Annotated in this window: 9 protein-coding genes; all 9 read right to left on the bottom strand. The window is 61.8% G+C overall.

What is annotated here, in order from left to right:
* Window positions 1-100: 100 nt before the first annotated feature.
* The 9 genes from M2103_RS04045 to M2103_RS04085 all read right to left on the bottom strand — a co-directional run bounded on the left by M2103_RS04045 (window position 101) and on the right by M2103_RS04085 (window position 13794).
* On the bottom strand, window positions 101-814 hold the full coding sequence (locus tag M2103_RS04045) for an HAD family hydrolase (RefSeq protein WP_277508904.1): 714 nt from the start codon (window positions 812-814) through the stop codon (window positions 101-103).
* A gap of 92 nt (window positions 815-906) precedes the next feature.
* Window positions 907-2757, bottom strand: coding sequence for a YgiQ family radical SAM protein (locus M2103_RS04050; protein ID WP_277508905.1), 1851 nt, complete (start codon window positions 2755-2757; stop codon window positions 907-909).
* A 213-nt stretch (window positions 2758-2970) separates the two neighbouring features.
* Window positions 2971-5751 (bottom strand): hypothetical protein, encoded by a 2781-nt coding sequence (locus M2103_RS04055; RefSeq protein ID WP_277508906.1) that lies wholly within the window; start codon window positions 5749-5751, stop codon window positions 2971-2973.
* 128 nt (window positions 5752-5879) lie between these two features.
* Window positions 5880-7220, bottom strand: coding sequence for an MFS transporter (locus M2103_RS04060; RefSeq protein ID WP_277508907.1), 1341 nt, complete (start codon window positions 7218-7220; stop codon window positions 5880-5882).
* A 191-nt stretch (window positions 7221-7411) separates the two neighbouring features.
* Window positions 7412-8278, bottom strand: coding sequence for a hypothetical protein (locus tag M2103_RS04065; RefSeq protein ID WP_277508908.1), 867 nt, complete (start codon window positions 8276-8278; stop codon window positions 7412-7414).
* 103 nt (window positions 8279-8381) lie between these two features.
* The gene (locus M2103_RS04070) at window positions 8382-9242 is read right to left on the bottom strand and encodes a hypothetical protein (RefSeq protein WP_277508910.1); all 861 of its coding nucleotides are present in this window, start codon (window positions 9240-9242) and stop codon (window positions 8382-8384) included.
* A 387-nt stretch (window positions 9243-9629) separates the two neighbouring features.
* Window positions 9630-10967, bottom strand: coding sequence for a sn-glycerol-1-phosphate dehydrogenase (locus M2103_RS04075; RefSeq protein WP_277508912.1), 1338 nt, complete (start codon window positions 10965-10967; stop codon window positions 9630-9632).
* Window positions 10968-11157: 190 nt separating this feature from the next.
* Entirely contained in the window at window positions 11158-12411 is a 1254-nt protein-coding gene (locus tag M2103_RS04080; RefSeq protein WP_277508913.1) for an MBL fold metallo-hydrolase, read from the bottom strand.
* A gap of 33 nt (window positions 12412-12444) precedes the next feature.
* Window positions 12445-13794: a hypothetical protein gene (locus M2103_RS04085; RefSeq protein ID WP_277508914.1), complete on the bottom strand. Its 1350-nt coding sequence runs from the start codon at window positions 13792-13794 to the stop codon at window positions 12445-12447.
* Between the last annotated feature and the right edge of the window lie 8 nt (window positions 13795-13802).

The raw sequence follows: 13802 nt of genomic DNA on the forward strand, positions 1-13802 counted from the left end.
ACCCCGGCCATCCCGTGGCAAGTGGGTTTATGAAAAGGGCTGAAATGCTGAAGGACTGAAAATGAGGAAGCCTGAGAGTCAGAAACTAGGGAACCGAATTTCAGAGCCCCGCCCTTTTGGCCAGCTCGGGCAAATCCGCATGGACCTCGATCGCGCCCGCCTCGCGCAACGCCTCCGCCGTGTGCGTGCCGGTTGTCACGCAATAGCACGGGAAACCGCCGTTCACCCCCGTCTGCGCGTCGTAAATCGAATCGCCGACCAGGCACACGCCCGGCACGCCGCCGGCATTTCCCACGCGCGCGGCGGCATCGGATTTTCCGAGCGCGTTGAGCGCGTGCGCAGTGAACTCGTTTTGCGGCTTGAGCCATGGGGTGTCCGCCGCGCCGAAAATCCCCTTGAGCAAATGCGCCACGCCCAGGTGCTCGCACACCTTGCGCGACGACGGGCCGTGCTTGTTGGTCAGCACCGCGCAACAAACGCCGGCGCGGTTCAACGTCTCAAGCAATTCGCGCGCGCCCGCCAGCAAACGCACGCCGTCGAGCATGTTTTCGTCCCAAAATTCCTTGTAAACCGGCAGCGCCTGCGAAACCAAATCCGGCCTGTCGTGCGCAAAAATTCGCGTCACCGCCACATCCACACCCGCCCCCACCGCGCGATGCACCTCGTCCATCGACGGCTCGCTCAAGCCAAAATGCTTCCGCGTATGACAATGCGCGCGGTGGATCGCCTCAAAATGATCCAGCAGCGTGCCGTCCAAATCGAAAAAAATTGTGTGAAAACGCATCATGTCGCCGGACAGCATTATGAATCGCATCACCCGAGAACAGATGAAAGTGCGCCTTTTTTCACCAGCCGGGCCGTCCCTCCCGCCGGACAAGGCTCCGGCGGAATCGCGAAGGCGTCCCCCTATCTCCGTTTTGCGCCCGGCCTTTTCCACGCGGGGCCCTGTTTGCGGGCGTCGAAAAAATACGACCGCTGTTTCAATTTTTCCTCCGGCGTGCGCGCCACGTAGGCGGGCTTGCCGGTGTAAGGATCGAAACCGCTGTAATAAATCGCCGAGTCGAGCGTCATCGGCGTCGGCGTGAAATCCTGCACCTGCTCCAGGCGAAAACCCAGCCGCTTCAAATCGCCTTGCAGCGCGCGCATGTCGCGCTCCTCGCAATACGGCAGGCTCGAAATAAAATACGGCACCAATTGCTCGCGCAATCCCTCGCGCTCGTTGAGCTCGTCGAACGCCGCCTTGAAAACCTCGAACAACTTGAACGACGGTTTTCGAATGTGGCCGAGCACCTGCGGCGCGCTGTGCTCCGGCGCGACTTTCAGGCGTCCCGACACATGATGCCGCACCAGTTGCCCGAAATACTCCCCGCCGTCCTTCGAGCGGAATCCGTTTTCATCGAGAAAAATATCGTAGCGAATCCCGCTGCCCACAAACGCGCGCTTCACCTTCGGATGCTCGAGCACCTTGCGATAGAGCGCGGTCAGGCGCGACAAATCCGTGTTCAAATTGCGGCACACGCGCGGATGCAAGCACGACGCGCGACGGCATTGCGCGCAAATCGACTCGTCCTTCCCGCGCAATCCATACATGTTTGCCGACGGCCCGCCGAGATCGCTGATGTTGCCCGCGAAATCGGGCATCCGCGCGACATTTTCCACCTCGCGCAAAATCGACGCCTCCGTGCGCTCCGAAATAAATTTCCCCTGGTGCGCCGAAATCGTGCAAAAACTGCATCCGCCAAAACACCCGCGGTGCATCGTGATCGAATGCCTGATCATCTCGTAGGCGGGAATGCGCTTTCCGCGATAACGCGGATGCGGCAGCCGCGTGTAAGGCAGGTCGAACGACGCGTCCGTCTCCGCCGTCGTCAGGCACGGCCAGGGCGGATTCGCCACGATCGCGCGCTCATCGCCGCCCCCCATCGGCTCGACAATCGTCGCCGCGCGCACGCGATTCGACTCCTCCTCGATCACACGGAAATTCTCCGCGAACTTGCGCCGGTCCGCCACGCATTCCGCAAACGAATGGAGCGCGCGGCCCCCTGTGGCGCCGGGCTCCCGCCCGCAATTCTCACCGCGCTCCACCCGCGCCGTCTGCCGGACATCCCGCAACTCCCCCGCCCTCTCGCCCCGCGCGAGCCGCTCCGCGATTTCCACAATCGGCTTCTCTCCCAGCCCATACACGAGCAAATCCGCGCCGCTTTCCATCAGCACGCCCGGCTTCAGCGCATCCGACCAATAATCATAATGCGCAAACCGTCGCAGCGACGCCTCGATTCCGCCGAGCACCACGGGCACATCCGGCCAGAGTTGTTTTAAAATTTTTGAATAAACCGTGACCGCGTAATCGGGCCGCTGCCCCGCGCGCCCGTCCGCCGTGTAGGCGTCGTCGCTGCGCAGACGCTTGTTCGCCGTGTAGTGGTTGACCATGCTGTCCATGCAACCGCCCGACACGCCGAAAAACAAACGGGGCCGCCCCAGCTTTTTGAAATCGCGCAAATCGTCGCGCCAGTTTGGCTGCGGCACGATCGCCACGCGATACCCGCGCGCCTCCAAAACCCGCCCGATCACCGCCGCGCCAAACGACGGATGATCCACATAGGCATCACCGCTGAACACAATAACATCCGCGCAATCCCATCCGCGCGCCTCCATTTCCTTCCGCGAAGTCGGCAGCCACGCGTCGGGTTTGAACTGCGATTGCAGATTGGGAACCCGTCGCGGTTGCTGCTGCGAATGTTGAGTGTGCGAAGTCATTGATGTTTGTCAGCCGCGACAAGGCGGGCATGCGGCCAATCAAACGCAAAATGCGGCGCCTTGAGAAGCATTTATGGATCGCGCAAATGCAGGGCGAAGGGGGGCCGGCGGCGGCGCGAAAAAATTTAATATTTTGGCCGGGCAAAATCCGTCTGATGCGCTGTTGGGGGTGCTCCTCTTTTTGCGCCGGCCCGATGTGCGCGAGATCGCCCGTCACATCGGCAGCGTGAGGGAGCAGGTATACATGCGGCCGAGCGGGGAGCCGGTGCGGTAGCCGGAGACGGTGTCGGCGTAGAGCGGCTCGACGTCGAAGCAGTTCGCTATGCCCACGCCAATGCGGAGGCGTCGGCCAAATTTTCCGATGATCGGTTTTTGGAACTGATAGCTCAGGTCGAAGTTCATCGTCGTGTAACTGGGGTTGCCCGGGTCGTCGATGGGCGCGTTCATGCGCGGGCCGGTGTGGTTCACACGAATAACCGTGTTCCAGCCTTTGTGGTTCCACGAGGCCTGGCCCTGAAATGTCCATTCGGGCGGGTTGTTGCCGCTGGTGCTCCGGTAGGTGTAGTCAACGCCGGGGAACACTTGGTAGTCCGAGTCGATCACGTGCGTGGCGTAGGCGCGCAGCATGATGCGTCCGTATTGCTGCCTGGGCAGGCGGTATTCGAGCGAGAAGCGCAGGTCGCGAACCTCGGCCTCGCCGGTGTTGCCGGGCGTGGTGTCGATCCGGGTGATGCGGCCGGGGTGGCCATTCGCGATGTCCGCCGGCGTGGGGTCGTCGCGGATGACGCGGCCGGGGAACGAGCTTTCGTTGTTGATGATTTCCTGCGCGCTGAAACTGCTTTGGTAGATGCGGTGGCGCTGGCGGATGTTGTGCGTGGCGGAAAAGCGCAGGCCTTTCAGGAAGGTCGGCTCGAGGGTGAATCCGAGGGTTTGCGTTTCGCTTTTCGAGGTCACGGCGGAGATGGATCCGCGTGTGAAAACGGTGACGTCGGTGACGGTTTCGTCGTCGCGGGCGCGGTCGATGAAGGTTTCGGTGACGAGCGACTCGGAGCCGGCGAAGGTCGATTTGGCGGGTTTGTTTTCGTAAACCGAGTAGCGGGCGCGGAGGAGCAGCGAGCGCGCCGGCGACCAGACGAGGCCGCCGGCGTAGCTGCGGCGGCGGTTGCCCTGGCTTTGCATGTTTTGCCAGTAGGAGGCGCTGGTTTCGAGGCGGCGCAGGAGGGGCGCGGTGTTTGTCCTTCCGAAAAGGGGCACGTTGAGCGAGGCGGAGCCGGCGCCGGAGTCGTTGGTTTTTTCCGTCCTGGCGGGGTTGCCGGAGGTCGCGTTTGTGTTTTCGCGGTCGCGGTCCTGGTGGTGATAGGCGGCGGCGAGCGCGAGGCGGAGCGGGCCGCCGGGGAGGATGACGAGCGGGCCGTTGGCGGCGGCGTTGTAGCGGACGTTGGTGATGTCGTCGAGGCGCGTGCGATAGACGGTGAGGCCGGGGTAAAGGTGCGCGTTGACGGGGCCGAGGGCGGGATCGCCGAAGGGGTTGAAGCGCAGGGCGGGATCATCGGACGCGAGCGAGGCGGTGAACGCGTCCTTGTCGAGGTCGGTGGCGATGGTGCGCGAGCGGTAGCGTTGATAACCGATGCTGCTGCTCCAGTTCCACGCGGTGCTGTGCTGGCCGGGAGCCGGCGGGGTGATGTCGCCGATTTTGCCGCTCATCTTGAGGCCGAATTGCGCGTTGCGGGTGCGCGCGGTTTGGCGCGTGGGGCCGAATTCCGTGTGGACGAGGCCGACATAGACGTCCTGCCCGAAGGGGTTGTGGGCGGCGGGCACGAGCGTCTTGGAGGACGCGGCGGTGACGGGCGGCGCGCCGATGCGCTCGACCTTGGTCTCGGTGTAGTTTCCGCTGAGGCTGATGCGGAAGCGGTCGCCGCGCTTGTAGGTGACGGAGCCGTTCAGGTTGTGGCGCCGCGTGGGGGCGATGAGCATGCGATACTCGGATGTGTTGAAGCGGCGCTGTCCGTAGGCGGTGGCGGAGAGCGCGGTGTCGCCGGCCAGAAAATCGGAGGCGGTGAGCGAGAGGCCGTTTTGGTTTTCGGGCACAAGCGCGGAGGCGACGGGATTGCCGCCGGAATCGACAATGCCGGCGAGGTTGCCGCTGGCGGCTTGCACGACGCCGGGGGTGCCCCAGGCGAGGCGCATGTCGGTGCCGTCGCGATAGGTGTGGTCCTGGTTGCGCGAGAGTTCGCGGCTGGAGGCGAGCAGTTCGTTGGTCTTCCAATAAACGCCGCTGAGAAAATAGCTCCAGCGGCGCTTGGTGACGTTCATGGAGAATTTTGTGTATTGGTGAAATCCGCCGCCTGCCGCCGCGACGCGGATGCGCTCGCCGATGTCGCCGCCGACGTAGTCTTTTTTGAGGATGATGTTGATGACCTTGCCTTGCGCGTAGGCGCCGAGCTCGGGGATGGAGCCGTAGAGGCTGACTTGCACGCGCTCGATCATGTCGAGCGGAATGGTTTCGGGGTCGATGTGCGCGGGCTGTCCGTCGATGAGGATGAGCACTTCGTCGCCGTCCTCGGCGGGAGGCAGGTCCTCAAGAAAGTCCTCCATGCTGAACGCGCCGGAATCGCTGATTTGCGCGGAGTCGTAGGTCTGGACGGGTTGCGGGCCCTCGGTGACGACGCCGCCCTCGCGCGAGGCTTTCACGGTGTAGGTGTCGAGCACGATGGTATTTTCCGCGGCGGCGGCGGGAGTCGAGGAGGACGTGGAGGAGGAGTTGTCCCCCGAGCCTTTTTTCCCCTGGTTGGAGGTTTCCGTGGCGGCGGCGAGCGTGACGGGGACGGTCTTGCCGTTGGTCTCGGCGGGGGTCTCGGTGGACGTGCCCGCTTTTTGTCCGAAGCCGTGGGAGGCGCCGCCCAAAAAAAGCACCAGCAACAAGATTTTGCCTGAACGGTGGAATTGCGAAAACGGGGAGCGGCGGGCTTTGTCGGGAAATAAGAACACGGACACGATTTTTGAGAGTGAAAAGAGGGCGGGCTTTGGATTTTTGCGAGACGGTGATACCGGGCAAAAGTTGCGGGCATTTTTAGTCAGGCAAAAACCCGACAAAAATGCCCGCCTAAAGTTTCCTTTTTCGGTTATTGTTTTTCGGCGCTTTCCTCCTCGTAGGCGTCGCGTTTCGTGTTCCACAGGCAGAGGAAGGCGATGAGGCCGATGACGCCCGCGCCGCACAGCACGCCGATGGCGGGCGCCCAGCCGTAGTTTTGCGCCACCAGGCCGAGTCCCCAGCCGGAGAGCACCGTGCTGGCGTAGGAGAACAGCGAGGTGAAGCCGATCGCCGTCGCCGCGCCGCGACGCGTGACGATGTTGGCCGTGATCACGCCGGTGAGCGCCTGCGGGCCGTAGATGAAAAATCCCGCGGCCATGAGCACCGGAACCAGCGCCAGGGTCGGCAGCGGCACCAGCCAGAAGATGACCAGGATGACCGTCACGAACGCCATGCAGAGCACGCACACGCGGGCGGCGCGTCCCTTGAAGAAGCGGTCGGTCGCCCAGCCCGCGACGAGCATGCCGGCGATGGCGGCGATCTCAAAGCCGGCGACCATCCACGTGGATTTTGTGATCGAGATGTGTTTCCACTCGCCGAGCATGGTCGGGCCCCAGTCGAGGATGGCGTAGCGGATGGTGTAGATGAAAAAGTTGGCGAAGCCGCAGAGCCAGACGATCGGGTTGAGAAAGACTTTTTTGCGGAGGAATTTTTTGAACTCGGCGCGGTCGGCCTCGGTGTCCGTTGTTTCGGATTTCTTTTCGGTGCCCGGCAATTCCGGCAGTCCGACGGACGAGGGCGTGTCGCGCAGCGTGAGCCAGAGCAAGCCCGCGCCGACGATGGTGATCATGGAGGGAACCCAGAAGCACCAGCGCCAGCCGAGCATCACGAGGTAGCCGCAGAGCACGACGACGAAGCCGGCGCCGATGGAGTGCGAGGCGTTCCAGATGGACATCTTGAACGCGAGCTCGGAGGGCGGCACCCAGTGGGTGATGAGCCGCGCGCAGGGAGGAAATCCGGTGCCCTGGAAAAAGCCGTTGAGCATCCAGATCACGCCGAGCGTGACGACGAGTATGGCGGTGAATTTCTCGCCCGTGTTCGAGCCGGCGAAGAACGCGGCGATTGTCGGGCCGGAGGCGAAGGCGAGGCCGCACAACGAAACGGCGAGCAACCCGAAGACCATGAAGGCGCGCGCGTTCACGCGGTCGCCGATGATGCCGTTGACGAATTTAGACACGCCGTAGATGAGGCCGTGCGCGGTGAGGAAGATGCCGAGCTGGGCCTTCGTGATGCCAAACTCCGCCTGCAGGCCGGGCATGGCCACGCTGAGGTTTTTTCGGATGAAATAAAACAGCGAGTAGCCGACCATCGTCGCGATGATGGTGCGCCATTGCCAGTAGTGAAAGCTCTTGGTGGTTTTTTGTTTTTCCATGTTGTTTCGTGTGTGTGTTTCCGTGTGAAAGTGTTGTTTGGGAGTTAGCTCGATTTAGGATTTTTTTGATTTTTATTAACCACGGATTACACGGATTTACACGGATGCGGACTCCGTCGCTTTTGTATTTATCCGTGTAAATCCGTGTAATCCGTGGTCATGTATTATTCAGAAATAAGTCATCGGGATGTTTAGAGTCCGTTGACGCGCCACAGGCCGCCTGCTTGTCCGCAATACACCAGCAGCGTGTCGCCGTGGAACGCGGCATCCTCCGGCTCGACATGGATGTCGTCGCTGAGGTCGATGGTTTTCTCGATTTGTTTTGTCCCCAGGTTGACGACCATCACGGCGCGGTCGCGCGTGTCTTTTTTCTTCCCGTGGGGCTTGTGGCGGCCGAGCGGCAGGTAGAGGCGCTCGCCGCGAATCGTGCCGCCCTGGTGCAGGTTGCGGAAGCGGATGGTGAACTGCTCGATGATGTCCTTCCTTGCAAAAATGACGTTGCCCTCGCCCAGCGCGGGCAGGCGGAGTTTTGTGACAAGGGCCTCCTTCATGCCGCCCGCATCCGAGACGAGCGTGAGGGCGTAGAGGAATTTTTTCTCGCGATCCACGATCCAGTCGTAGGGCAACTCCTCGGGGCCGCCGGATTTAAGCTCCAGCGTTTGCAGCAATTTCGAGCCGGCCTCGTTGATGCTTTCCACAAGGCAGCGGCGTTTTCCAAAACACTCGGAGATATAAATCGCCGGGTAGGTGTCGTTGTCAGCGGGATACTCCACGCCGAAATCGGCGCAGTTGGCATGGTTCTCCGGCGCGGCGCCGGCGAGTTTGAACGCGTTGAGGAGCGCGCCCGTCTTGAGGTTATACACGCGGCAGCCTCCCGTGTTGTTAAACAGGAAGGCGGTGTCCTTGTGAATGGTCATGCCTTGCGCGGACTCCCCCTTGTATTGGCCCGGGAAGGGATGCTCGAGCGTGGCGCCCGCGCAAAATGCGGTGGAGGCGGCGGCTAAAAACGCGGCTGCCGCAAACGCGCGCCGGACGCCGGCAATGACGGTGTTTTTCATGAGGGTTGTTTTTGTGATTTTGGTGGGGCGGCTTTGGTAGGGCGAACCCTCCGGGTGAGCCGTTCGCAATTCCGGCTCACCCGGAGGGTTCGCCCTACCTGAATCAGAATCCCGTGATGTGCCACAGGCCGCCGGACTGGCCGCAATACATCAGCAGTTTGTCGCCGTGGAACGCGACGTCCTCCGGCTCGACGGCGAGCTGGTTGAGCTCAAGCGTTTTTTCGATTTGTTTCGTCTTCAGGTTCACGACGAGCAGGCCGCGATCCTTCCGGTCTTTCTTGGGGTCGGAGGGTTTCGGATGGCCGACGGGCATGTAGAGATAATCGCCGCGGATGGTGCCGCCCTGGCTCAACTGGGAGAACTTGATGGTGAACTGCTCGATGACGTCGGCCTTGGTGAAGTTGACATCACCGGCGCTCAACGCGGGCAGGCGGTATTTTGAGAGACGATACTCCCTCATGCCTTTGTCGTCCGCGACGATGGCGATTGAATACAGGAATTTTTTCTCGCGATCCACATACCAGTCAAACGGACGGTCGTCCTTGCCGCCGGTTTTTACCGCCAGGGTTTGTATCAACTTCGCGCCGGACGCGTTGATGCTCTCCACGAAGCAGCGCCTTTTTCCGTAGCACTCGGAAACGTAGATCGCCGGATAGGAGTGGTTGCCCGCGGGATACTCCACGCCAAAGTCGGCGCAGTTGGAATGGTTTTCCGGCGCGAGCGTGTCGAGTTCGAACGAGGTGATGAATTCGCCGGTCTTGAGATTATACATGCGGCAGATGCCCGTGTTGTTGAACAGGAACGCGGTGTCCTTGTGGATGGCCATGCCTTGCGCGGCCTCGCGTTTGTAGGTGCCGACAAAGGGATATTCGAGCGTGGCGTTTCCGCAAAAAGCGGTCGCGGCGGCGAGGAACAAGGCGCCCGCGAGCAGGCGACGGATTGTGGTAACGAGGTTTGTTTTCATGATGTGTTTGTTGTTTTTTGGGTTGAAAATCTTCTCAAAATAAAAGGGCCGTTGAATGAAGCCCAACGGGCTTCCGTCCCATGGCCCAGGGTTGCGAGCGCGGCGAGCTACCCTGGGAATGATAAACACAATAAACAACCCCAACGGGGTTGTGGCCTGTTTGTCCGCCGTGCGTTTTCAGAGGACGCAACCCTTTCAGGGTTGTGCGTTCCCTTTCATCGCACCCGGGGTAGGCGCTCGCAACTCGCGCCAACCCCGGGCTATGGGACGCATCCCCGTTGGGGATGGGCGGGTGACCTTTTCGTGTTTTCATGCCAGTATTATTTTTCACTCCTTAATAATGTGCGAATGTGTGATTAATTTTCCCGAAACGCGGCGCGGCGCGGGTCAGATTTCCCAGCGCCCGCTCTTTCCGAAAAGGCCGTCGATGCAGGTGTCGAACAGCCCGGTGTAGTGGGCGAGGTCGAGCACGGTGACGCGGTTGCGCAACATCGGGGCGACGGTCAGCGCGCGGCGTAATTGCGCGCGGCTCGCGCCGACATCCTCCGGCTCCGCGGGCGCGCCCGCAAGCCGCAGCAGGCGCTGCGCCTCGGCAACGGGAAGCAGTTGTTTTTCCAGGCGCGGCTTGAGCGCGGCCCAGTTTTGTTTCACCAGGGCGAGCTTGGCGGCGAGCTGCTCCTTGTTGATGTATTTCGCGCGGCTCTCGGAAAGCACGCGGTCGCGAAACACCGTGCCGCCAAACTCGGACATCGCGTCCGACTCCACCTTGGCGAGCTCCGGCCACGCTGCGCAACAGCGCTCGATGTCGAGCGCGGCGAGATCGTGCTTAAAGAGCTGCTCGTAAAACGCGAGGATGGCGACGGTGCCGACGGCGACTTGAAAACCGTGCGACACGCCGTGGCCGCGATAACGGTGCCCCTCCATGTCCCAGAGGTGGCTGATGTAATGCTCCGCGCCGGACGCGGGACGGCTGATGCGCGAGTATTGCATGGCGAAGCCGGCAAGCATCAAGCCCTCGACGAGTTTTCCGAGAGCGACGGCATCGCCCGAGCGCACGCCGGCGGGATCGCCGAGCGCGTCGGCGAGGCCGCCCTGCACGATGTCCCACGCGCGCGGAATGATCGGCTCCACGGCGAGCATGTCGGCCACGAGCCAGTCGCCGCCGGCGGTGACTTTTGAAAACAAATCGGCGTATCCGGCGGCGGTCATGTCAGCCGGCGCGCGCGCAAAAATGTCGAGGTCGGCGAGCACGGCGCGCGGCGCGGGGCAGTTGAAGGTTTGCTTCGCGCCGTCGGCGGTGATGGACGCGCCGAACGAGGTGTAGCCGTCCATCGAGGCGGCGGTGCCGACGATCATGTAGGGCCGCTCCACGAGGTGCGCGGCGAGTTTGCAAAGGTCGTTCACGGTGCCGGAGCCGACGGCGACGGGAATCGCGTCGGTGGCGCGCAGGCGCTCCGCGAGCGCCTCGACGTGACGGTATTCGGCGTGCAGTTCCGGTTCGGAAAACACAAACGCCTCGTCCTGCGGCACGCCGCCCTGGCGCAAAAATTCCGACACATCGCGCCCGGCGATGCCGAACGTGGTGGTGTCTGCGACAATGAGCGCGCGTTTGTCGCCGAACTGTTCCTTGAACAGCGGCGCGGCCTCGCGCAGAACACCGCGCCCGACCAAGAGCGCCTTGGTGTCGGTTGCGGCCTTTAGTGCATTTTCAACATTGGGTGTCATGGGAAGTATAATAAAATTTGCGGAATTGGAATTGTAGGGGCGCACCTTGCGTGCGCCCTCGTTTGCGAAAGACTGTTTGCAAACGCATTCACAAAGCGGGCGGACGCGAGGGCGCACGCAAGGTGCGCCCCTACGGGGAAAATGCGGACGCGCTCGTTTTGAAATTTCATGCCGGTGCGGTGTTTGTTTCTCAGCGCGATTTGTAGGGGCCGTAAACGGCCTTCACGCGGCCGCTCTCGTTGGTCTCGTCGAGAACATACACGTTATACTCGGCCCCGCCCGGCTTGACGCGGATGACGACATGGCCGGGAGGCGGCACTTTCGGGTCAAGCCGCTTGGACAGTTGCATGGCCTCCGGCTGGTTGGTGATAAAAATATCGCGCGCGCCGGGCCAGATCGCCTTGGACTGCATACGGCGATAGGTGCCGAGAGCCACATGCGAGGTGAACCATGTGGCCACGACAATCACCCTCGGACGCAGCGAGCCGAGGAAAAACGCGCTGTTCGCATCGTAGTAGGCGTGATGGTTGGCCTTCATCACATCGACGGGGCCGGTGACGAGCGCGACGGGCCGCTCGATGTCCTTCCAGCGGTCGGCTTCCGAGGCGGTGTCCGTTCCGTTCACGCTGAGGTCGCCGCCGGAAAAATAGTCGAACGCGCCGTAGGACAAACGAAAGGCGATGCTGCACGCGTTCTCGATAATCGCGCCCGGCGGCACGTCCTTCGGATCGGGGAAATGGTTTTGCGTGTCCGAGCCGAAACCCGTCCAGACAACGCCGTTGGCGGCGAGGTTGCGTATCTCGAAGTTCGGATACTTCGCGGGGTTGTTGCGCATCACGAGCTGGTCATTCACGCCGGCGTTGAAGCGCTCGGCCTTCACGCCTTTGTTCGCAATTTGCCAGTCCAGGAATTTTCGGTAGTTGGCGACCACGGCGCCTTTTTGCGGCGCGGGAAAGTCGTAATCGGGCCAGCCGCGGTCGAGTATTTTTTCAAACGAAACATGCTCGGCAAGCTCGGTGAGGCCGATGCGCTTGTAGGCGCCGGAGGCGGCAAGCGGCGTGTGTTTTTTGGGGCTTCCGATGTGGTCGCCGTGCAGGTGCGAAACCAGCACGTAATTGAGCGCGTCGCCCGGCGCATTCTTCGTCGCGCGCTTGACGTAGCGCGCGATCCACTCGCCCGCCTGGCGCGTGCCGTCGGGCAGCGTGGCGAGGCGGTTGGCGTCCGGGTTGCCATGGTCGCCGGCGTCCACGAGCAGCGTCGTGCCGTCGGGCATGATGATGAGTGACGACTCGCCGGCGCCGATGTTGATGTAGTGGATGTCGAGATGGCCCTCGCTCCACAAGGGCAGTTGGTCGCCAACCTTGGCGTCCGCCGCGCGGGCGGCGGGGATGATGGCGGCGGAAAAAACGAGGAGCGCGACGATGCTGCGGGTAAATGTTTTCATGATCTTTTTTGGGTATGAAATTTTATTTTTTCCTTAGCGCGATTTGTAGGGGCCGCGGACGGATTTCACGCGGCCGCTTTCGTTGGTTTCCTCAAGGACATAAACATAATACTCGTCGCCGCCCGGCTTCACGCGAATGACGACATGCCCCGGGGGCGGGCCTTTCGGGTCGAGGCGCGAGGCCAGTTTCATGGCCTCGGGCTGGTTGGTAATGAAGATGTCGCGCGCGCCGGGCCAGATCGCCTTGGACTGCATCCGGCGGTAGGTGCCGAGATCCACATGAGAGGTGAACCAAGTGGCCACGACGATCACTCGCGGGCGCAGCGACTTGAGGAAAAACGCGCTGTTCGCGTCGTAATAGGCGTGGTGGTTGGCCTTCATCACATCAACCGGTCCGGTGACGAGCGCGACGGGCCGCTCGATGTCCTTCCACATGTCGCCGACCGAGCCGGTGTCGGTTCCATTCACGCTGAGATCGCCGCCGGAAAAATAATCAAACGCGCCATAGGACAGGCGAAATGCGATGCTGCAATTGTTCTCGATAATCGCGCCCTTTGCCACGTCCTTCGGATCGGGCAAATGGTTGCGCGTATTCGCGCCGACGCCCGTCCAGACAACGCCGTTGGAGGCAAGGTTGCGAATCTCGAAGTTCGGATATTTCGCGGGGTTGTTGCGCATCACGAGCTGGTCGTTCACGCCGACGTTGAAGCGCTCGGCCTTCACGCCCTTGTTTGCAATCTGCCAGTCGAGGAACTTGCGGTAGTTTGTGACCACGCCGGTTTTCACCGGCGCGGGGAAATCGTAATCGGGCCAGCCGCGGTCGAGTATTTTTTCAAACGAAACATGCTCCGCAAGCTCGGTGAGGCCGATGCGCTTGTAGGCGCCGGAGGCGGCAAGCGGCGTGTGTTTTTTTGGGCTTCCGAGATGGTCGCCGTGCAGGTGCGAAACCAGCACGTAATTGAGCGCGTCGCCCGGCGCGTTCTTCGTCGCGCGCTTGACGTAGCGCGCGATCCACTCGCCCGCCTGGCGCGTGCCGTCGGGCAGCGTGGCGAGATGGTAGGCGTCCTTGTTGCCGTGGTCGCCGGCGTCCACGAGCAGCGTCGTGCCGTCGGGCATGATGATGAGCGACGATTCACCCGAGCCGATGTTGATGAAGTGGATGTCGAGATGACCCTCGCTCCACAACGGCAGTTGGTCGCCAACCTTGGCGTCCGTCGCGCGAGCGGGGGAAATCCCAAATCCCAAAATCACAAATCCCAAAAAAATCCCAAATTTCGAAATCACGAAATTCCAAAGGGCGAGGCTGCGCCTCGTCAGGCAGACTTGGCAGTCTGCGTTACGTCCGGCATCGTATGCTGCTTGTATTTTTTGAGATTTTGTCATTTGGATTT

It is taken from the genome of Ereboglobus sp. PH5-5, assembly GCF_029504805.1.
GTDB lineage: Bacteria > Verrucomicrobiota > Verrucomicrobiia > Opitutales > Opitutaceae > Ereboglobus.